This window comes from Pseudomonas sp. GW822-FHT06B12 (assembly GCF_058799675.1).
Genome location: NZ_JBXALR010000019.1, coordinates 1 through 20,614, shown reverse-complemented (window position 1 = coordinate 20,614; position 20,614 = coordinate 1). Strand labels below are relative to the sequence as shown.

At 59.0% G+C, this 20,614-nt stretch carries 17 protein-coding genes and 2 tRNA genes; 16 read left to right on the top strand and 3 right to left on the bottom strand.

Translation table 11 applies throughout. The annotated features are described in order from the left end of the window. Nucleotides 1-100: 100 nt before the first annotated feature. From AC1RKH_RS27445 to AC1RKH_RS27420, 6 genes are all read left to right on the top strand, one after another. On the top strand, nucleotides 101-2,551 hold the full coding sequence (locus AC1RKH_RS27445) for a penicillin acylase family protein (RefSeq protein ID WP_493063363.1): 2,451 nt from the start codon (nucleotides 101-103) through the stop codon (nucleotides 2,549-2,551). A 241-nt stretch (nucleotides 2,552-2,792) separates the two neighbouring features. Next, nucleotides 2,793-3,572 (top strand): transporter substrate-binding domain-containing protein, encoded by a 780-nt coding sequence (locus AC1RKH_RS27440; protein WP_493063362.1) that lies wholly within the window; start codon nucleotides 2,793-2,795, stop codon nucleotides 3,570-3,572. A gap of 58 nt (nucleotides 3,573-3,630) precedes the next feature. Continuing rightward, nucleotides 3,631-4,359 carry an ABC transporter permease gene (locus AC1RKH_RS27435; RefSeq protein WP_493063361.1) on the top strand — a complete coding sequence of 243 codons (729 nt, stop codon included), beginning with the start codon at nucleotides 3,631-3,633 and terminating at the stop codon, nucleotides 4,357-4,359. After that, a complete protein-coding gene (locus tag AC1RKH_RS27430; protein WP_493063360.1) occupies nucleotides 4,356-5,066 on the top strand; it encodes an ABC transporter permease in 711 nt (236 codons plus the stop codon). The genes AC1RKH_RS27435 and AC1RKH_RS27430 overlap by 4 nt, the downstream gene beginning before the upstream one ends. A 27-nt stretch (nucleotides 5,067-5,093) precedes the next feature. Beyond that, entirely contained in the window at nucleotides 5,094-6,212 is a 1,119-nt protein-coding gene (locus AC1RKH_RS27425; RefSeq protein WP_493063359.1) for a succinylglutamate desuccinylase/aspartoacylase family protein, read from the top strand. Between the two features lie 13 nt (nucleotides 6,213-6,225). Continuing rightward, on the top strand, nucleotides 6,226-6,990 hold the full coding sequence (locus AC1RKH_RS27420; RefSeq protein ID WP_493063358.1) for an ABC transporter ATP-binding protein: 765 nt from the start codon (nucleotides 6,226-6,228) through the stop codon (nucleotides 6,988-6,990). A gap of 143 nt (nucleotides 6,991-7,133) precedes the next feature. Here the strand turns inward: AC1RKH_RS27420 and AC1RKH_RS27415 are convergent, their stop codons facing one another. Continuing rightward, nucleotides 7,134-7,352: a hypothetical protein gene (locus AC1RKH_RS27415; RefSeq protein ID WP_071551564.1), complete on the bottom strand. Its 219-nt coding sequence runs from the start codon at nucleotides 7,350-7,352 to the stop codon at nucleotides 7,134-7,136. Nucleotides 7,353-7,459: 107 nt separating this feature from the next. Continuing rightward, a complete protein-coding gene (gene dcd, locus AC1RKH_RS27410) occupies nucleotides 7,460-8,026 on the bottom strand; it encodes a dCTP deaminase (protein WP_103315463.1) in 567 nt (188 codons plus the stop codon). A gap of 353 nt (nucleotides 8,027-8,379) precedes the next feature. Here dcd and AC1RKH_RS27405 point away from each other — a divergent pair, with 353 nt between their 5' ends. From AC1RKH_RS27405 to AC1RKH_RS27385, 5 genes are all read left to right on the top strand, one after another. Next, the gene (locus AC1RKH_RS27405; protein WP_002554837.1) at nucleotides 8,380-8,589 is read left to right on the top strand and encodes a cold-shock protein; all 210 of its coding nucleotides are present in this window, start codon (nucleotides 8,380-8,382) and stop codon (nucleotides 8,587-8,589) included. A gap of 196 nt (nucleotides 8,590-8,785) precedes the next feature. Next, nucleotides 8,786-9,100 carry an MGMT family protein gene (locus AC1RKH_RS27400; RefSeq protein ID WP_259740077.1) on the top strand — a complete coding sequence of 105 codons (315 nt, stop codon included), beginning with the start codon at nucleotides 8,786-8,788 and terminating at the stop codon, nucleotides 9,098-9,100. A 43-nt stretch (nucleotides 9,101-9,143) separates the two neighbouring features. After that, a complete protein-coding gene (locus tag AC1RKH_RS27395; protein WP_493063357.1) occupies nucleotides 9,144-10,706 on the top strand; it encodes an AmpG family muropeptide MFS transporter in 1,563 nt (520 codons plus the stop codon). A 129-nt stretch (nucleotides 10,707-10,835) separates the two neighbouring features. After that, entirely contained in the window at nucleotides 10,836-12,551 is a 1,716-nt protein-coding gene (locus AC1RKH_RS27390) for a proline--tRNA ligase (protein WP_493063356.1), read from the top strand. A gap of 17 nt (nucleotides 12,552-12,568) precedes the next feature. Continuing rightward, nucleotides 12,569-13,522, top strand: coding sequence for a hypothetical protein (locus tag AC1RKH_RS27385; RefSeq protein ID WP_493063355.1), 954 nt, complete (start codon nucleotides 12,569-12,571; stop codon nucleotides 13,520-13,522). An 89-nt stretch (nucleotides 13,523-13,611) separates the two neighbouring features. On the opposite strand, the gene dinB is transcribed toward AC1RKH_RS27385, so the two are convergent. Next, nucleotides 13,612-14,673, bottom strand: coding sequence for a DNA polymerase IV (dinB, locus tag AC1RKH_RS27380; protein WP_493063354.1), 1,062 nt, complete (start codon nucleotides 14,671-14,673; stop codon nucleotides 13,612-13,614). A gap of 299 nt (nucleotides 14,674-14,972) precedes the next feature. Here dinB and AC1RKH_RS27375 point away from each other — a divergent pair. The 5 genes from AC1RKH_RS27375 to AC1RKH_RS27355 all read left to right on the top strand — a co-directional run bounded on the left by AC1RKH_RS27375 (nucleotide 14,973) and on the right by AC1RKH_RS27355 (nucleotide 20,470). Then, nucleotides 14,973-15,049: transfer RNA gene (locus tag AC1RKH_RS27375), tRNA-Met, on the top strand. 222 nt (nucleotides 15,050-15,271) lie between these two features. Further along, nucleotides 15,272-15,348 (top strand) — tRNA-Met (locus AC1RKH_RS27370). Nucleotides 15,349-15,626: 278 nt separating this feature from the next. Continuing rightward, entirely contained in the window at nucleotides 15,627-18,269 is a 2,643-nt protein-coding gene (mprF, locus tag AC1RKH_RS27365) for a bifunctional lysylphosphatidylglycerol flippase/synthetase MprF (protein WP_493063353.1), read from the top strand. Continuing rightward, on the top strand, nucleotides 18,269-19,564 hold the full coding sequence (locus AC1RKH_RS27360; protein WP_493063352.1) for a virulence factor family protein: 1,296 nt from the start codon (nucleotides 18,269-18,271) through the stop codon (nucleotides 19,562-19,564). Before mprF ends, AC1RKH_RS27360 begins: the two co-directional genes overlap by 1 nt. 579 nt (nucleotides 19,565-20,143) lie before the next feature. Further along, nucleotides 20,144-20,470 carry a DUF3077 domain-containing protein gene (locus tag AC1RKH_RS27355; protein WP_493063351.1) on the top strand — a complete coding sequence of 109 codons (327 nt, stop codon included), beginning with the start codon at nucleotides 20,144-20,146 and terminating at the stop codon, nucleotides 20,468-20,470. Nucleotides 20,471-20,614 lie beyond the last annotated feature (144 nt).

Genomic DNA, 20,614 nt, shown 5'->3' with positions numbered 1-20,614 from the left:
TCGGACAAACCTTGAAATAAGATTGGCCCCCGCTTGCGCGACCCTCTACTGCTCACTAACGTAGCGCCATTATTGGTATTACCCCCGCAGGAGCTTTGCCATGGCCTCGCCAGCCCTTACATCTTTTCTTCCCCGGTTCGGCGTTGCCGCAGCAGTGGCCAGTGTGCTCAGCCTCACCGGTTGCCAGACCTGGAATACCCAGGACAGCCTGCCACCTACCTCCGGTGTGCAACCGCTCAAAGGGCTGGCGCAGAATGTGTCAGTGCGCCGCAATGCCATGGGCATGCCGCTGATCGAGAGCAACACCTTCCACGACGCGCTGTTCACCCTCGGTTACGTACACGCCAGTGATCGCATCAGCCAGATGGTCACCCTGCGCCTGCTGGCCCAGGGTCGCCTGTCGGAAATGTCCGGTCCAGACCTGCTGGACGCTGACCGCTACATGCGCGCGGTCAACCTGAAGAAAAGCGCCGACGAGCTCTACAAAGCGTCCTCACCCCGCCTGCAACGCTTCTTCGAAGTCTATGCACGCGGAGTCAACGCCTACCTGTTCCGTTATCGCGACAAGCTGCCGTCGGACCTGGCCGCCACTGGCTACAAGCCGGAATACTGGAAACCGGAAGATTCGGCACTGATGTTCTGCCTGCTAAACTTCAGCCAGTCAGCCAACCTGCCGCAAGAAATCGCCTCGCTGGTGCTGGCGCAAACCGTCTCTACAGACAAACTCGCGTGGCTGTCGCCGTCCTATCCGGATGAAAAGCTGCCACTGGCCGAAGCTGAAAAGCTTAAAGGCGTGAAGCTCAACGGTACGATTCCGGGCCTGACCGAACTCAGCAAAGCCGGCGACCAGTTGTCCGCGCTGAATCTGCTCGGCGCCACGGCGTCGAACAACTGGGCGATTGCCCCGCAGCGCAGCCGCAGCGGCAAAAGCCTGCTGGCCAGCGACAGCCAATTCCCGATTGGCGTGCCGTCGCTGTGGAGCTACGTACAAATTCGTGCGCCTAAGTACCAGGCTGCAGGAGTTTCCATTGCCGGTATTCCGATGGTCCTTGGCGGATTCAACGGCAAGGTGACCTGGAGCATGACCGCGGTCATGGGTGATAACCAGGACCTGTTCCTCGAAAAACTCAAGCGTCAGGGCAATGGCCTTGCCTACGAAGTCGCAGGCAAATGGCAACCAGCGATGGTTCGCAACGAAACCTACTTCGTCAAAGGTCAGCGGCCGATTCGCGAAGTCGTGTACGAAACCCGCCACGGCCCACTGCTCAACAGTGCCCAAGGCAGTGCGCTGGACAATGGTTTCGGTCTGGCATTGCAGATGCCGAACCTTACGGACGACAAGAGCCTGGATGCCTTCTTCGACCTGTCACGAGCGCAGAGCGTAGAGAAAGCCTCGGACGCCAGCCGTGAGATCCGCGCCATTGCCTTGAACATGGTGTTCGCCGACGCCAGCCACATCGGCTGGCAAGTCACCGGGCGTTTCCCGAACCGCCGCGAAGGTGAAGGTTTGCTGCCATCGCCCGGCTGGGAAGGTCGTTATGACTGGGACGGCTATGCCGACCCGATGCTTCACCCTTACGACCAGGACCCGGCCCAGGGCTGGGTCGGTACCGCCAACCAGCGGGTCATCCCCCACGGTTACGGCATGCAGCTGTCCAATTCCTGGGCCGCACCTGAGCGCGGCGAGCGTATCGCCGAGCTGGCGAGTGCCGGCAAGCACGACAGCCGCAGCATGATTGCCATGCAGTACGACCAGACCACGCTGTTCGCCGCCAAACTGAAAAAGATGTTTGAAGCACCAGGTATGTCCCAGCCACTCAAACAGGCAATCAACGCATTGCCAGCCGCTGAAGCCGGCAAAGCGCGCGAGGCGTTCGACCGCTTGATGGCGTTCGACGGCAAGCTCGGCCCGACCTCGACCGATGCCGCGATCTACGAGTTGTTCCTGCAAGAGAGCATGAAGCAGATCTTCCTCGACGAACTCGGCCCGGAATCCAGCCCGACGTGGAAGGCCTTCGTCGCCAACGGCAAATTGTCCTACTCGGCCCAGGCCGACCATTTGCTGGGTCGCGAAGACAGCCCGTTCTGGGATGACATCCGCACGCCGCAGAAAGAAGACAAACCGGCGATTCTCGCCCGCAGCCTGGCCGCGGCCATCACGGCCGGCGAGAGCCAGATGGGCGCCGACCACAAAGCCTGGCAGTGGGGCAAATTGCACCACTACGAATGGAAAAACACCCGCGGCCAGACCGTGCGCGGTGCCATGTCTGCCGGAGGTGACCACACCACGTTGAACGCTGCCGCCTACACCTGGGGTCAGGATTTCAACGTGACACTGGTGCCGGCGATGCGCTTCATCGTCGACTTTGGCCAGGCCGAACCGCTGATGGGCCAGAACGGCACCGGCCAATCCGGCAACCCGGCCAGCCCGAACTATATCGACAGCATCGATCCGTGGCTCAAAGGCCAATACATGAGCTTGCCGATGCAACCGCAGAACTTCGACAAGGTGTATGGCAAAACGCGGCTGACCCTGGTGCCGGGCAAGTAATGCGATAGGGATCTGTGGCAAGGGAGTTTGCTTCCTTGCCACAGATCGCTCTACTTTGGTGCGACAAATTGTTCACGCCCGTTTTCGGGCACGATTCCTCTCCAGACGCGTCTTGAATCATCTTTTAAAACGCTTGTTCGGGACTCTGGTTCGGAAATTGCTACTTTCATAAGGTCTTACGCTTTCCAGTAACAATAATTCTGCGCCACAAGCGCTCATCTTGGTTCTTAGGGATTGAATAATGAAAAAAGCATTGCTGACCCTTTCTGCACTGGCGTTGTGCATGGCCGCTGGTTCCGCACTGGCCAAGGAATACAAAGAACTGCGTTTTGGTGTTGACCCTTCCTACGCTCCGTTCGAGTCCAAAGCAGCCGACGGCAGCCTGGTGGGCTTCGACATCGATCTGGGCAACGCGATCTGCGCCGAGCTGAAGGTCAAGTGCAAATGGGTCGAAAGCGATTTCGACGGCATGATTCCGGGCCTCAAGGCCAATAAATTCGACGGTGTGATCTCTTCCATGACCGTCACCGAAGCCCGCGAAAAAGTCATCGACTTCTCCAGCGAGCTGTTCTCCGGCCCTACCGCACTGGTCTACAAGAAAGGCTCCGGCGTTTCTGACGTAGCCTCGCTCAAGGGTAAAAAGGTCGGCTACGAGCAAGGCACCATCCAGGAAGCCTACGCCAAGGCCGTGCTGGACAAGGCTGGCGTGACCACTCAGGCCTACGCCAACCAGGACCAGGTCTATGCTGACCTGACTTCCGGTCGTCTGGACGCCTCGATCCAGGACATGCTGCAAGCCCAGCTGGGCTTTTTGAAGTCGCCACAAGGCGCTGCTTACGAAGTCAGCAAGCCGGTCAACGATCCTTTGCTGCCAGCCAAAACGGCTGTCGGTATCTCGAAAGGTAACAAAGAGCTCAAAGCCCTTCTCGATAAAGGTATCAAAGCGTTACACGATGATGGCACCTACGCGACCATTCAAAAGAAACACTTTGGTGATCTGAATCTGTACAGCGGCAAATAATGCCCGGCGCCCATCCTCGTGATGGGCGCTTTTTTCACGTTATCAGGTCGCAGATTTTATGTTCGAAGAGCTATTACAAAACCTGGGGCTTTCTGCCTTCAGCTTGAAGGGCTTTGGCCCGTTGCTGATGCAAGGCACCTGGATGACCATCAAATTATCGGTATTGTCGCTGTTGGTGGCCGTGCTGCTCGGTCTGCTCGGCGCCACTGCCAAACTCTCCAGTGTCAAACTGCTGCGGGTTCCGGCCCAGGTCTACACCACACTGATTCGCGGCGTACCAGACCTGGTGTTGATGCTGCTGATTTTCTACAGCCTGCAAACCTGGCTGACCTCCCTGACCGACTTGATGGAATGGGAATACATCGAAATCAACCCGTTCAGCGCCGGGGTCATCACCCTGGGTTTCATTTATGGCGCGTACTTCACTGAAACCTTTCGCGGCGCGATCCTTGCCGTGCCCCGGGGTCAAGTCGAAGCCGCCACTGCCTACGGCCTCAAACGCGGCCAGCGGTTCCGCTTCGTGGTGTTCCCGCAAATGATGCGTTTCGCCCTTCCGGGCATCGGCAACAACTGGATGGTGATGCTCAAGGCCACCGCGCTGGTGTCGATCATCGGCCTCGCCGATCTGGTCAAAGCCGCTCAGGACGCCGGTAAAAGCTCCTATCAACTGTTCTATTTCCTGGTGCTGGCGGCGTTGATCTACCTGCTGATCACCAGTGCTTCGAATTATGTCCTGCGCAGGCTTGAACGCCGTTATGCCGCCGGTGCCCGGGAGGCCATACGATGATCGAACTACTGCAGGACTACTGGAGACCGTTCCTTTACACCGACGGTTACCACATCACCGGTCTGGCCATGACCATGTGGCTGCTCAGCGCCTCGATCTTCATCGGCTTTCTGGTGTCGATTCCGCTGTCCATTGCCCGGGTTTCCAACAAGCTCTACGTGCGCTGGCCGGTGCAGTTCTACACCTACCTGTTTCGCGGCACACCGCTGTATATCCAGTTGCTGATCTGCTACACCGGGATCTACAGCCTGGCCGCGGTCCGTGCGCAACCGGTGCTCGATGCGTTCTTTCGCGATGCGATGAACTGCACCATCCTGGCGTTTGCCTTGAACACCTGCGCCTACACCACGGAGATTTTCGCCGGGGCGATTCGCAGCATGGCCCACGGCGAAGTCGAAGCCGCGAAGGCCTACGGTCTGACCGGCTGGAAGCTCTATGCCTACGTGATCATGCCGTCGGCCCTGCGTCGCTCGTTGCCCTACTACAGCAACGAAGTGATCCTGATGCTGCATTCGACCACCGTGGCCTTCACCGCCACCGTCCCGGACATTTTGAAAGTCGCTCGCGACGCCAACTCGGCGACCTTCCTGACCTTCCAGTCGTTCGGCATTGCCGCGCTGATTTACCTGACCGTCACCTTTGCGCTGGTCGGCCTGTTCCGACTCGCCGAACGCCGATGGCTGGCGTTCCTTGGGCCGACTCACTAGCTCTCCAGCTTCAGGACACAAAAGCAAATGCGCCACCAGATCCATGACCTGCTAGCCCCGCTGCCGGGCACTGCACGACAAATCCACAGTTTCCACTTCGGCCCAACCCAGGCCAAAGGCAAGATCTACATCCAGTCCTCGCTGCACGCCGACGAAATGCCCGGAATGCTGGTGGCCTGGCACCTCAAGCTGCGTCTGGCGGAACTCGAAGCCGCCGGCCGTCTGCGCAGCGAGATCGTGCTGGTGCCCGTGGCGAACCCGATTGGCCTCGAACAAGTATTGATGGACGTGCCACTGGGCCGCTACGAGCTGGAAAGCGGACAGAACTTCAACCGCTGGTTCGTTGATCTTGGTGAAGAGATCGGCAACGAGATCGAAGGGCAACTGAACGACGATCCGCAGCACAACCTTGAGCTGATCCGCAGCGGCCTGCGCAACGCACTGGCCCGGCAGACCGCCAGCACTCAACTGCAATCCCAGCGCCTGACCCTGCAAACACTGGCCTGCGACGCCGACATGGTGCTGGACCTGCATTGTGATTTCGAAGCCGTTGCGCACCTGTACACCACGCCCGAGGCCTGGCCACAGGTCGAGCCACTGGCACGCTATATCGGTGCAGAAGCCAGCCTGCTCGCCACCGACTCCGGCGGTCATTCGTTCGACGAGTGTTTCACCCTGGTCTGGTGGCAAATGCAGGAGCGCTTCGGTGAGCACTTCGACATTCCGCTGGGCAGCTTCTCGGTGACCGTCGAATTGCGTGGTCAAGGCGACGTCAATCATCCACTGGCCAGCCTCGATTGCCAGGCGTTGATCGACTATCTGATTCATTTCGGCGCCATCGAAGGTGAGGCCGCGCCCCTGCCCGAACTGCCCTACCCTGCCACTCCGCTGGCCGCGGTAGAGCCGGTTGCAACCCCGGTCGGCGGTTTGCTGGTGTACAGCGTGCTACCCGGCGAGTATCTGGAGGCGGGACAGCTGATCGCCGAAATCATCGACCCGATCGGCGACCGCGTGACCCCGGTTCATTGCGCCAACGCCGGCCTGCTCTACGCCCGTTCGACCCGTCGGATGGCCACCGCCGGCATGGTGATCGCCCATGTTGCGGGCCTCGAAGCCTATCGCACCGGCTACCTACTTTCGCCTTGAGGATGCATGCCCCATGTACAAACTGACCATCGAAGGCCTGCATAAATGCTACGGCACCCATGAAGTGCTCAAGGGTGTTTCGCTCAAGGCCAAGACCGGTGACGTGATCAGCCTGATCGGCGCCAGTGGCTCGGGCAAAAGTACCTTTTTGCGCTGCATCAACTTTCTCGAACAACCCAACGACGGCGCCATGAGCCTGGACGGTCAAGCGGTCCGTATGATCAAGGATCACCACGGCATGCGGGTGGCCGACGAATCCGAGTTGCAACGGATCCGTACCCGACTGGCGATGGTGTTCCAGCACTTCAACCTGTGGAGCCACATGACGGTGCTGGAAAACATCACCATGGCCCCGCGCCGGGTGCTGGGTGTCAGCAAGAAGGACGCGGAAGATCGCGCCCGGCGTTATCTGGACAAAGTTGGCCTCGCGGCCCGTGTGGCGGATCAGTACCCGGCATTTCTGTCAGGCGGTCAGCAACAGCGCGTCGCTATCGCCCGTGCGTTGGCGATGGAGCCGGAAGTCATGCTGTTCGACGAACCGACCTCGGCGCTGGACCCGGAACTGGTGGGCGAAGTGCTCAAGGTGATCCAGGGGCTGGCCGAAGAAGGCCGAACCATGATCATGGTGACCCATGAAATGAGCTTTGCCCGCAAGGTGTCCAATCAGGTGCTGTTCCTGCATCAGGGACTGGTGGAGGAAGAAGGAGCACCCGAAGACGTGCTCGGCAACCCGAAAAGCGAACGGCTGAAGCAGTTCCTCAGCGGCAATCTCAAGTAGCCCCACATTCTGTGGGAGCGTGGCTTGCCCGCGAAGAACGATAACGCGGTTTATCAGATATACCGCGTCGCCCCCATCGCGGGCAAGCCACGCTCCCACAGGGAACAAACCAACCTTGGGCCATTGAATTTCGATGCAGGAAATCAGGCAACCGGCGCGGGAGGCGGCTTATCCGGCAAGGTCGGTTCGCCAGGCTCGCCAGGTTCGGTCGGTTGTTCGTTCGGGGTATCGGGGTCGGGTTGACCTGGGATTCCGCCAGCCAGCGTGACAGGCGGATGGGCCAGCAATGACCAGGCCAGCAGGCCCACTTGATTGGGCTCAAGCCTTGCCAGTTCGGCACTTATTCGCGGATCGATCTTCATGAAGCACTCCTGAGCGATGGCCCGATGCGCCTTGCGCGCATCGGAGCAGTACACCCCATAGAGTGTACGCCCGCTCAGGAATTCCAACGATTTGTCAGACGGCTGACTCAGGTACGCGGCAGGGTCACGCCACGCTGGCCCTGGTACTTGCCACCACGGTCCTTGTAGGACACTTCACATTCTTCGTCAGATTCGAAGAACAGCATTTGTGCTACGCCTTCGTTGGCGTAGATCTTTGCAGGCAAAGTGGTGGTGTTCGAGAATTCCAGGGTCACGTGACCTTCCCATTCCGGTTCCAGCGGCGTGACGTTAACGATGATGCCGCAGCGAGCGTAGGTGCTCTTGCCCAGGCAGATCGTCAGCACGTTGCGCGGAATACGGAAGAACTCGACGGTACGGGCCAGCGCGAAAGAGTTTGGCGGGATGATGCATACGTCGCTTTTGACGTCGACGAAGCTCTTCTCATCAAAGTTTTTCGGATCGACAGTCGCCGAATTGATGTTGGTGAACACCTTGAATTCATCGGCGCAACGCACGTCATAGCCGTAGCTCGACACGCCGAAGGAAATCAGCCGGTCGGAGCCTTCGCCACGCATCTGGCGCTCTACGAAGGGCTCGATCATGCCGTGCTCTTGCGCCATGCGGCGAATCCACTTGTCCGATTTGATGCTCATGGCGGGTGTCCTGAATAGCGAGGTGGAAAAATTCTGTCCGGCATCTTACCGGGGCGCGCCGCCGGTTCAAAGTCCGGGGTACAATTCTCGCCGATCCCCCACGACTTCCGGGCCTTCGCCGCAATACAGCGCACCGTCAGTCATGAAAACAGAGAAACCTTCGCAAAGACCATTGGCACGTTCAGGAAAAAGGGTTAAGGTGGCGTCACTGTGCTGCTTGTGTCACTGAGAATCTCTACACGATATGTTGAATTTCGATCCAACCATCTACAAGAATTTTTCCTGCTCTTTGCACTCAGTCTCGGCCAGGGTTCTTCCTGAGTCGCAGTTATCTTTGTTCAAGGAGTTACACCATGTCTAATCGCCAAACCGGTACCGTTAAGTGGTTCAACGATGAAAAAGGCTTCGGCTTCATCACTCCACAATCCGGTGACGACCTGTTCGTTCACTTCAAAGCTATCCAATCCGACGGCTTCAAAAGCCTGAAAGAAGGCCAACAGGTTTCTTTCATCGCTACCCGCGGTCAGAAAGGCATGCAAGCTGAAGAAGTTCAAGTTATCTAACTTGTCCTGATTTAGTAAAAAGCCCCGCCCTCAAAAGCGGGGCTTTTTTGTGCCCGAGTGTTTTTACCGGACCACACCAAATTTGGCGAGATTCTCATTCGCCCACTGAAGATTTACTCTAGAGAAAGCCTCAACACCCTCATCAGGAAGCGGCAACGTGACTGACCCCAACAGCGAAACCGAAACCCCGGCACAGATGCGCCGAACCACGCTTTACCTGACCCTGGCCCAGGTCCCGGAAGGCAAAGTAGTGAGTTACGGTCAGCTCGCCGAACTGGCAGGCCTGGGGCGGGCCGCGCGCTGGGTGGGCCGCACACTGAGTCAGTTGCCCGGCGATACCAAACTGCCCTGGCACCGTGTATTGGGTGCCGGCGGTCGCCTCAGTTTGCCAGTGGGCAGCCCTTCAGGCGATGAACAGCGGGCACGCTTGCGCATGGAAGGTGTCAGTATCCTGAACAATCGTGTTGATATTCAGCGTCATGGCTGGCGTCCGGTAGAGCACAGCGGTTAGAGTGCGCGCTTTGTTTTCGCAATTTTGAGGCAGACTCCAGCCCATGCCCCGTAAAACCTGGCGCGCCGCGCTCGCCGCTTATGCCAGCCCCTCGACACTCGTACTGTTGCTGCTGGGTTTCGCCGCTGGCTTGCCCTATATGCTGGTGTTCTCAACGCTGTCCGTCTGGCTGCGTGAGGCCGGCGTGGCCCGTGAAACGATTGGCTATGCCAGCCTGATCGGGCTGGCCTACGCATTCAAATGGGTATGGTCGCCACTTCTCGACCAATGGCGCCTGCCATTGCTCGGCAAACTCGGCCGACGACGCTCCTGGCTGGTCCTGGCGCAGGTACTGCTGGTCCTCGGCCTGATCGGCATGGGTTTCTGCGACCCGCAAAAACACCTGTCATGGCTGATTGCGATTGCCGTTCTCGTCGCATTCGCCTCCGCCACCCAAGATATTGCCGTCGATGCCTATCGCTTGGAAATTGTCGACGATACACGCCAGGCTGCACTGGCTGCCGCCTATATGTCCGGCTACCGGGTCGCTGCCCTCCTGGCGACAGCGGGCGCACTGTTCATTGCCGAGGGCTTCGGCTCCACAGGCTTCAATTACAAGCACTCCGCCTGGACCGGCACCTACGCGCTGTTCGGCCTGCTGATGATCCCGGCGCTGCTGACCACCCTGTTCATGCGTGAGCCTCCCGTGCCGCTGCGTACCCAGCTGTCCGCTGGCCGCTACAGCTTTGTGCACCAACTGGCGTCGGTATTTGTACTCATCGTTTTGCTGGTGTCCGTGCCCGCGATGTTTACCCAGCTCTACAACACAGATTTTGCCAGCGTGATCTCGGGCGCCATGAGCCCATTGGATCTGCTGCTGGAAGATCGAGCCTTTCTGCGGGCGCTGCTCTACATCATCCTGACCAGCCTGTGCCTCTCTACCATGGGCCGCCGCGGCCTGGCCCCGGTACTGACTCCGGTAAACGACTTCGTTGTACGCTACCGCTGGCAGGCCTTTCTGCTGCTGGGCCTGATCGCCACCTATCGAATGTCCGACACCGTCATGGGCGTAATGGCCAACGTGTTTTACATCGACCTGGGCTTTACCAAGGATCAGATCGCCGGCGTCAGCAAAATCTTCGGCCTGATCATGACCCTGATAGGTGCCGGCATGGGCGGCCTGCTGATCGTGCGCTTCGGAATTCTGCCGATTCTGTTCATCGGCGGCTTCGCTTCAGCCGCCACCAACCTGTTGTTTGTGATGCTCGCGGACATGGGCGCCAACCTGGAGATGCTGATCGTCACCATCTCCCTGGACAACTTCAGTTCGGGCATGGCCACCTCGGCTTTCGTCGCCTACCTGTCGAGCCTGACCAACCTGAAGTTCTCTGCGACCCAGTACGCCCTGCTCAGCTCGATCATGCTGTTGTTGCCACGACTGATCGGCGGTTACTCGGGGGTCATGGTGGAAAAATACGGTTATCACAACTTCTTCATCATCACGACGCTGCTTGGCGTGCCGACCCTGCTGCTGATTGCCCTGCACTGGTTCCAGGAAAACCGCCGCGAAGGCCCGACACCAACACCCGAGCCGGCCCAGACTGCTACCGCCGTAGAAGAATCGTAAGAACCCTCGAAGGCGCGGGAGTTTCCCCGCCTTCGAGCCACGCCGCCGGCCGCAATCCTGTACGCCAGCAAATCTCGCCCGTACAATGCTCCGTCATTTCTAGTCTTCAGCAACCGACAACGGCCTACCATGCGTACCAGTCAATATTTGCTCGCCACACAGAAAGAAACGCCTTCCGATGCGGTCGTCATCAGCCATCAGCTGATGCTGCGCGCCGGCATGATCCGCAAACTCGCGTCCGGCCTGTACACCTGGCTGCCGATGGGCCTGCGAGTGATGCGCAAGGTTGAAGCCATCGTTCGTGAAGAAATGAACGCCGCCGGCTCTCTCGAAGTGTTGATGCCGAGCACCCAGCCGGCTGAGCTGTGGCAGGAATCCGGCCGCTGGGAAGAGTACGGCCCTGAACTGCTGCGCTTCAAGGATCGCCACGGTCGCGACTTCTGCGCCGGCCCGACTCACGAAGAAGTGATCACGGACCTGGCCCGCAATGAGCTGAGCAGCTACAAACAGCTGCCGATCAACCTGTACCAGATCCAGACCAAATTCCGCGATGAAATCCGCCCACGCTTCGGCTTGATGCGCGGTCGCGAGTTCATCATGAAGGACGCCTACTCCTTCCACGCCGACCAGGCATCGCTGCAGGCCACTTACGACCGCATGCACCAGGCCTACTGCAACGTGTTCACCCGTCTGGGCCTGAAATTCCGCCCGGTTGAAGCCGATAACGGCTCCATCGGTGGCGCTGGCTCCCACGAATTCCACGTACTGGCCGAATCTGGCGAAGACGACATCGTCTTCAGCAACGGTTCCGACTACGCGGCGAACATCGAAAAAGCCGAAGCAGTGCCACGTGAGACTTCTCGCCCTGCACCTGCCGAAGAACTGCGCCTGGTCGACACCCCAAACGCGAAAACCATCGCGCAACTGGTGGAAGGCTTCAATCTGCCGATCGAAAAAACCATCAAGACCCTGGTGGTTCACGCCGAAGAAGCCGGCAAGCTGATCGCGCTGATCATTCGTGGCGACCACGAGCTCAACGAAATCAAGGCCGCCAACCAGCCTGGCGTTGCCAGCCCGCTGGTCATGGCCTCCGAAGCCGAACTGCGTGACGCCATCGGCGCTGGCGCGGGCTCCCTCGGCCCGCTGAACCTGCCGCTGCCAATCATCATCGACCGTTCGGTCGAGCTGATGAGCGACTTCGGTATCGGCGCCAACATCGACGACAAGCACTACTTCGGCGTCAACTGGGAGCGCGACCTGCCGGTTCCGACCGTAGCCGACCTGCGTAACGTTGTCAGTGGTGACCCTAGCCCGGACGGCAAAGGCACCCTGGAAATCAAACGTGGCATCGAAGTCGGGCACATCTTCCAGCTGGGCACCAAGTACAGCGAAGCGATGAAATGCCAGGTTCTCGGTGAGAATGGCAAGCCAGTCACTCTGACCATGGGCTGCTACGGCATCGGCGTTTCCCGCGTGGTGGCGGCTGCCATCGAGCAGAACAACGACGAGAAAGGCATCATCTGGAGCGACAGCCTCGCGCCATTCCAGATCGCCCTGGTGCCGTTGCGCTACGAGACCGACCTGGTTCGCGAAGCCACCGACAAGCTCTACGCAGAACTGACTGCGGCCGGCTTCGAAGTGCTGCTGGACGATCGCGACAAGAAAACCAGCCCGGGCATCAAGTTCGCGGACATGGAGCTGATCGGCATTCCTCACCGGATCGTGGTCAGTGACCGCGGCCTCGCCGACGGCAACCTGGAATACAAGAGCCGTACCGAGGCCGAGCCACAAGCGCTGCCGGTCGCTGACGTACTGTCTTTCCTCCAGGCTCGTATCCGCCGCTGACACCAGATAGAGAAGTCATGTTCAAGCGAAACACCTTAAGCCTCGGTGGTGCCGCCCTGTGCGGCACCCTGTTGCTCAGCGGCTGCGCCAATCAGATGTCGCAACGCAGCGAGCACGAGGAGCGCGTCGAGCGCAAACTGCTCGATCACAGCCTGCAGATCGATGTCGGCGAGCCTAAGGTGCTTGAGCTGCCGCAACGCCGGGTACGGATTCACGAGCAGAAGACCTTCGAAGTCACCGAATACGACGTCACCCGTCGCTACGATCGCTACACGCCGTACCAACCCTGGCGCAAGGTCTACGAGATCCCGCTGGGTGCGGTGGCTTTGGTGGCTGGCGTCGGCGCGAACATCGCCAACGTGTTCGCCCTCGGTAATCTGCCAGACAGCATGACAAGGGACTGGGTCAGCACTGGCATTGACGGGCTCAACCCGTTCATGAACGTGCAGTCCCGCGGTCGCGCACAACAGAACCTGGCTGGCATCGATGAAGTCCAGCGCGATAAACGCATGGAATACTCGAGCCTGCCATGGAACGAGCGCCCGGTAGAGGTCAAGGCCGGCAAGCAGACCTTCGAGCTCACCACCGACCGTAACGGCGTGTTGCGCCTGAACCTGCTCGACAGCCCGTTCGCGGAGCAGGACCTGAGAACTATCGGCAAGCTGCAGATCACTGTCGAAGATGCTCAGGACGATGTGCATACCGATTCATCCCTGACGATCAGCAACACCTTGCGCAGCAAGCTGCTGGAAGCTCACGCACTGATTTACGACGACCTCGAAGACGACGAAGTGAGCCAGTGGGTGCACCGGGTCAAACGCTTGTCGGAGTTGGGTCTGGAAGAAGAAGCCAGCGAGCTGGAACAAAGCCTGATCGAACTGACCCGCAACGATCCCGAGTTGCAAAGCGAGTTTCTCAAGTCGCTGACCAAGGATGCAGGGCGCTTGGTGGCGGATCCGGGCGCCAATTGATGACTTGAAAAGATCGCAGCCTGCGGCAGCTCCTACGTACTTCACTTGCGTAGGAGCTGCCGCAGGCTGCGATCTTTTGCTTTTAACGATCAACGCTCAAACAAATCCAACTGCTCGAAGCCGCCACGCAAATCCTCCAGGCGCACACCAATCCCCAACAAACGCACGGGTTTGCCACCCCGATTGAAAGCCTGAGTCAGCAACAGCTGATAACTGCCAAGATCCCGCCCTGCCCCGGCTTGCTCCAGCGTGGTCTGGGTAAAATCATGAAACTTCACTTTGACGAACGGCTTGCCCGGACGGTAGCTGCTATCGATCCGCGCCATACGCCCGCTCAGGGTTTCCAGCAGCTCCGGCAACTTATCCAGGCAACTGATCAGGTCCGGCAGGTCCACATCGTAGGTATTTTCGACACTCACCGATTGCCGGCGACTGTCGTTCTGCACCTGCCGATCATCAATCCCACGCGCCAGGCTCCACAGACGCTCGCCAAAACTGCCAAATTCGCGCACCAGCGCCAACTTGTTCCAGTCGCGCAATTGAAGGCAATCGACAATCCCGAGCCTGGCCAACTTGTCGGCCGTTACTTTGCCGACGCCATGCAGCTTGCTCACTGGCAACTGTGAGACAAAGTCTTCGACCTGATCCGGCGTGATCACAAACAACCCGTTGGGCTTTTTCCAGTCACTGGCGATTTTCGCGAGAAACTTGTTCGGCGCCACACCCGCCGAGACGGTGATATGCAACTGATTGGAGACCCGGCGCCGAATGTCCTGGGCAATTCGCGTGGCACTGCCGGCGAAATGCGTACTTTCGGACACGTCGAGGTACGCCTCATCCAGCGACAAAGGCTCGATCAGGTCGGTGTAATCACGAAAAATCGTCTGAATCTCTTTCGACGCTTCTCTATAGGCGTCCATGCGCGGCTTGACGATGACCAGGTCCGGACACAGCTTCAAGGCATGCCGTGATGACATGGCCGAGCGCACCCCATAAGCGCGCGCTTCATAGTTGCACGTGGCGATAACACCACGCCGGTCCGCTGAGCCACCCACTGCCAGCGGTTTGCTCGCCAGAGTCGGGTCGTCACGCATCTCGATGGCGGCATAGAAGCAGTCACAATCGACGTGGATGATTTTGCGCTGCGTCATATAAGGCGGTGTTCAATGAAGGAAAAAGGGTTATCTGGAAACGAATCGCCAGTATCTCACCGACAACTGTATATAGCACCAGTGCTTTGATTCTTCTCTACTAGCGGTAGGAAACGCCTTCACTGGATTTATTTTTTCAATCGAAACCAACCCGCCAATAGAGCTGAAAGCCTTGTGCAGCAAGCCCTACAGCCCTATTCGAGCTCCTGCTTGATACGCTAAGCGATTGAACAGGAACAGATTTTTCTGAATTAGCAATTGACAGCCCAGCGATCCGCTGTAGAATGCCGACACACAGACGCGGGATGGAGCAGTCTGGTAGCTCGTCGGGCTCATAACCCGAAGGTCGTCGGTTCAAATCCGGCTCCCGCAACCAAACATCAAAAAAGGCTACTCGAAAGAGTGGCCTTTTTTGTGCGCGTCTGTTTTTCGTCTCTCTTGCTCCCCTCTCGTCGCCAGAGCCGAGAAAAAACCCTTTGCGCTTCTTATACTTAACTTAAGACCAGCGACCGTTTGACGCTAATTAATGTTTATTTGACCAAGCGGATCATTAACGGTTGACACTCAGGCGATCGCCTGTAGAATGCCGCCACACAGACGCGGGATGGAGCAGTCTGGTAGCTCGTCGGGCTCATAACCCGAAGGTCGTCGGTTCAAATCCGGCTCCCGCAACCAAACATCAAAAAAGGCTGCTCGAAAGAGTGGCCTTTTTTGTATCTGTAGAAAAGTCCTTTCGCAACAATGATCTGGCAACGTGCTACGAACCTTTGGCACTCTTCAGGGTCCACCAGATCAGGCTATGCTGAGTCGCAGGCAAGCCCCTCTACGATTGAATGTGCGTAATCCCCGATGCTCGGTGATACGCGTTAATATTTGTCATTATTTTTTTCTACAGGGATTGGTAACTTGGCTGGATACCTCCATCCTGTCGCGCACAATCCAAGAGGTGATTGATGCGCGCCAACTCGTCTGATTCACAAGACACCGTCACAGCGACACAACCGATCACTGCCACACGTCTGCATTGGCTGGATCTGGTCAGCAAGTACCGTCAGCCCATCGGCCTGGCGGTCACATTGCTATTGTTCGCTATCGCGCTGATTGCCTGTCGCCATCTATTAAGCGAACTCGATCTCTACGCGCTGCACGACTCGATTCTGGAAGTGCCGAAACCGGCCCTGCTCGGTGCATTGGGCGCAACCATTGCCGGCTTCATCATATTGCTCGGCTATGAATGGTCGGCCACTCGTTACGCTGGCGTGAATTTGCCGCCTCGTACCATGATTCTGGGTGGTTTCACCGCATTCGCGATCGGCAACGCCATTGGCCTTTCCCTGCTATCCGGCGGTTCGGTGCGTTACCGCCTGTACGCACGTCACGGCCTCGGGGCGTCGGAAGTCGCCCGCATGACGCTATTCGCCAGCCTGTCATTGGGTTGCGCCTTGCCGCCGCTCGCTGCCCTGGCGACGCTCAGCAACCTGCCTGCCGCCTCCGCTGCGCTGAATTTGTCACAGTCGTTGCTGGGCGGGATCGCGATTGCCGTGCTGGTGCTCGGCGCTGTGTTGGCCATTGGCATTTACCGCCGTCGCCTGCCGGATCAACCTTATCCGGATAACTTGCTGGTTCGCGCCGGTCGACGCACGCTGCGCCTGCCGGGTCGCCGCCTGACCTTCCTGCAATTGGTGATTACCGCGCTGGACGTGGCAGCGGCTGCAACCGTGCTTTATCTGCTGCTGCCGGAAGCGCCACCGTTCGGCGCCTTCCTGCTGGTCTATCTGATCGCATTGGCCGCTGGCGTGCTCAGCCACGTACCGGGCGGTGTCGGGGTATTCGAGGCGATTCTGCTGGCGGCCTTTGCCGACAAACTCGGAGCGGCGCCACTGGCCGCCGCCCTGCTGCTGTATCGCCTGATCTACGTGGTTCTGCCGCTCTTGGTGGCCTGCGTCCTGCTGCTGATCAATGAAGCACAACGCCTGTTCAACACCCGTCAATCGTTGCGCGCCGCCTCGGGCATGGCCGCGCCGGTGCTGGCGATACTGGTGTTCCTGTCTGGCGTCGTGTTGCTGTTCTCCGGCGCGACACCGGAAATTGACACTCGCCTGGAACACATCGGCTTTTTGATCCCCCATCGCCTGGTCGACGCCTCGCACTTCGGTGCCAGCCTGATCGGCGTGCTCTGCCTGCTGCTGGCCCAAGGCCTGCGTCGTCGCCTCTCGGCCGCGTGGATGCTGACCACCATTCTGCTGATGATGGGTGCCGTACTTTCGCTACTCAAGGGGTTCGACTGGGAAGAGTCCTGCCTGATGATCCTGACCGCCAGCCTGCTGGCGATCTTCCGTCGCTCCTTCTACCGTCCAAGCCGTTTGACCGAGGTGCCGTTCTCGCCGCTGTACCTGGTGGCCAGCCTGTGCGTATTGGGCGCCTCGATCTGGCTGCTGCTGTTCGCCTATCAGGATGTGCCGTACAGCCATCAACTGTGGTGGCAGTTCACCCTGGACTCCGATGCACCACGCGGCCTGCGCTCGCTGCTCGGCGCGGCGGTCTTGCTGGTGGTGGTGTCACTGACCTGGCTGCTGCGCACCGCGCGCCCGATCATTCACTTGCCAGACACCGAAGAGCTGGATAAGGCGCTGAAGATTCTGATGTCCTCATCACAACCGGACGGCGGCCTCGCCCTGACCGGTGACAAGGCGCTGCTGTTTCACCCTAACGACGAAGCGTTCTTGATGTATGCGCGTCGTGGCCGCAGCCTGGTGGCCCTGTACGACCCGATCGGCCCGACCCAGCAACGCGCGGAGATGATCTGGCAGTTCCGTGACCTGTGCGATCTTCATCACGCCCGCCCAGTGTTCTACCAGGTACGCGCCGAAAACTTGCCCTACTATATGGACATCGGTCTGACCGCGATCAAGCTGGGCGAAGAAGCCCGGGTCGACCTGCTGCGTTTTGATCTCGAAGCCAAGGGCAAAGAGATGAAGGACCTGCGTTACACCTGGAACCGTGGCACCCGCGACGGCCTGTCGCTGGAGATCTACGAACCGGGTCACGCGCCAATGGATGAGCTGAAGGTCATTTCCGACGCCTGGTTGACCGGCAAGAACGTTCGCGAGAAAGGCTTCTCCCTCGGCCGTTTCAGCGACGATTACCTCAAGCACTTCCGGATCGCGATCATTCATTTTGAAGGTCGCCCGGTGGCGTTCGCCAACCTGCTCGAGACGTATAGCCACGACCTGGCCAGCCTCGACCTGATGCGTGCACACCCGGACGCCCCAAAGCTGACCATGGAGTTCATGATGGTCGGCCTGATTCAACATTATAAAAATCATGGATACACACGCTTCAGTCTGGGCATGGTGCCGCTGTCGGGTCTGCAACCCCGCCGTGGCGCGCCACTGACCCAACGCCTCGGCTCGATGGTGTTTCGCCGTGGCGAGCAGCTCTATAACTTCCAGGGACTGCGCCGCTTCAAAGACAAATTCCAGCCTGACTGGGAACCACGTTACATGGCCGTGCCCGCCGGACTCGATCCGCTGGTGGCGCTGGCCGATACCGCCGCCCTGATTGCGGGCGGCTTGACTGGATTGGTGAAACGCTGATGATTCAACGCTCCTGGCGGTATGTATTGACCACTCTGGTGGTGCTGGCTGTGATCCTCGGTGGCGGTTACTGGTACTGGAACCGCCCAGCACCAGAGCCCACGCTTGAACTGCTGACGCCGACCGATGGCCCGGCGATGACCCGGGTCATTCCTGGCACCACACCGCGCGCCCAGGTGGTGGTCGCGGTGAACGAAGAGCAGAAGCTCAGCGACAAGCAACTGATGACCCTGAGCCGTGGCGGTGCCGCGCAAATCGTTCAGGTGGTCCTGCCCACGGACTGCACGCAACAAGGTAATGCCCTGCAAGCGGCCTTCCAACAGCTCAAAGGCCCTGCGACCCTGGTCAGCGGTATCGGCCCGGGCGCCGTCCTGGCCTGGCGCTGGCTGGCCGAGCAAAAAGACGACAAGTCCCAGGCCGTTTCAGTAGACCTGGCGCTGGAAAAACCCGGCTGCACCCACTTGCTGCCAAAAAGCGCAGCCCACGGTCATTGGCTGGTCGCCTGGAACGATAACCCGGACGACACCAGCGCCGGTTTCGTACGCGATCAACCCAATGCCGAAACCAGCATCAGCGACTACGACATCAACCTGCCGCAAGTCCTCAACAACGAACTGCGCAAGATCCTCGTCGGCGCCGACAAGGGCAATGGCGGTCTGAACATCCCGGTGGTCGAAGTGCCTGCCGGCCAGGCCAAGGACACCGTCACCCTGTTCCTCTCCGGTGACGGCGGCTGGCGCGACCTGGACCGTGACGTGGCCGGTGAAATGGCGAAGATCGGCTACCCAGTGGTCGGCATCGACACCCTGCGCTACTACTGGCAGCACAAGAGCCCCGAGCAAAGCGCCATCGACCTTGCCGAACTGATGCAGCACTACCGCCAGAAGTGGGGCACCAAGCGCTTCATCCTGACGGGTTACTCGTTCGGCGCCGACGTCTTGCCGGCGATCTACAACCGCATGCCGGAAAGTGAGCAACAGCGGGTCGATGCAATCATCCTGCTAGCCTTCGCCCGCACCGGCAGCTTTGAAATTCAGGTCGACGGCTGGCTCGGCAATGCCGGTAAAGAAGCTGCTACTGGCCCGGAAATGGCCAAGCTGCCGGCCGATAAGGTGCTGTGCATCTACGGCGCAGAAGAAATCGCCGAGAGTGGCTGCACCGACAAGACCGCTGTTGGCGAAGCCATGAAACTGCCAGGCGGTCACCACTTCGACGAGAACTACCCCGCCCTGGCCCAGCGCCTGGTCGACGCCATCAAGCAGCGCCAGAGCAAGGACAAGGTTGCTGAACAGTGACCTGAGCCAAGCTCAAAAAAAGCCCCCGTTACCGCAAGGTAACGGGGGCTTTTTCATTCAAGCGAACGCTGCAGATCCCTTGTGGGAGCGAGCTTGCTCGCGAAGACGGACTGACATACACCATTGATGTCGACTGACACACCGCTTTCGCGAGCAAGCTCGCTCCCACATTGGATATCCATTGCCTTGAGGTTATGCATTCGCCCAAAGAAGCCGCGTTTACTTTCGTTTACTTAAGGTGTCGCAATATCGGATGACGCCCGCAGACCTTGTAGGCACACTCCGAATCTTGCGTTTGGGCACTTTGATGCCTTGTTGCGCTTTTCTTCGACGGGATACTCTCCGGACGTCGCTGACCATTCAGCGATCGGGCTTGGAAACCCGTCGAACCGTAGCGCAACAGCACCCCCATCATGACTGCAGAGGTTTTTACGACTGCAATCCTGTGTTATGGCGGCTGTGCGTGGGACGCCTTCGGGCGTGCCGGTTCCTTGGTTCCCGGTTTTCCAACCTGCGTACAGCCGCCACCCATTCGCTTGGAAACGAAAGTGTCGGCTCCTTGAACCCAGGAGTAACACCATGACCAAAACAGATTCTTCTGCGACTTCAGAACTAAAAACCATCGGTCTCACCCCCCTCATCTACTGCTCGGACCAAGCCTTATTCAACGTCCGCGCCGGCGTCCCCATCGTTGATGCATTGTCACAAGCCTCCGATCTGCTGTTCCTCGCCAGATCCTTCGCCGAGGATGCCGCCTTCGCAAAAGACACCGACCGCCACGCCTGGGCCGCGCATTATCTGACGGCAATGAGTAAGGCAGTGATTGATGATGTGGTAAAGGTCCTGACCCCGCGACCTGCCCGCACAAACACCCAATCTGAAGATCAGCGGCCTGAAAGCAACTAAAGGCACAGAGACGAAAAAGCCCCCGTTACCTTGCGGTAACGGGGGCTTTTTGCTGGGAGCAGCAAATTCAAAAGATCGCAGCCTGCGGCAGCTCCTTGTATGTTGCACCGGAATCAAACGAGAGGATTTAATCTCGTCGGTGCA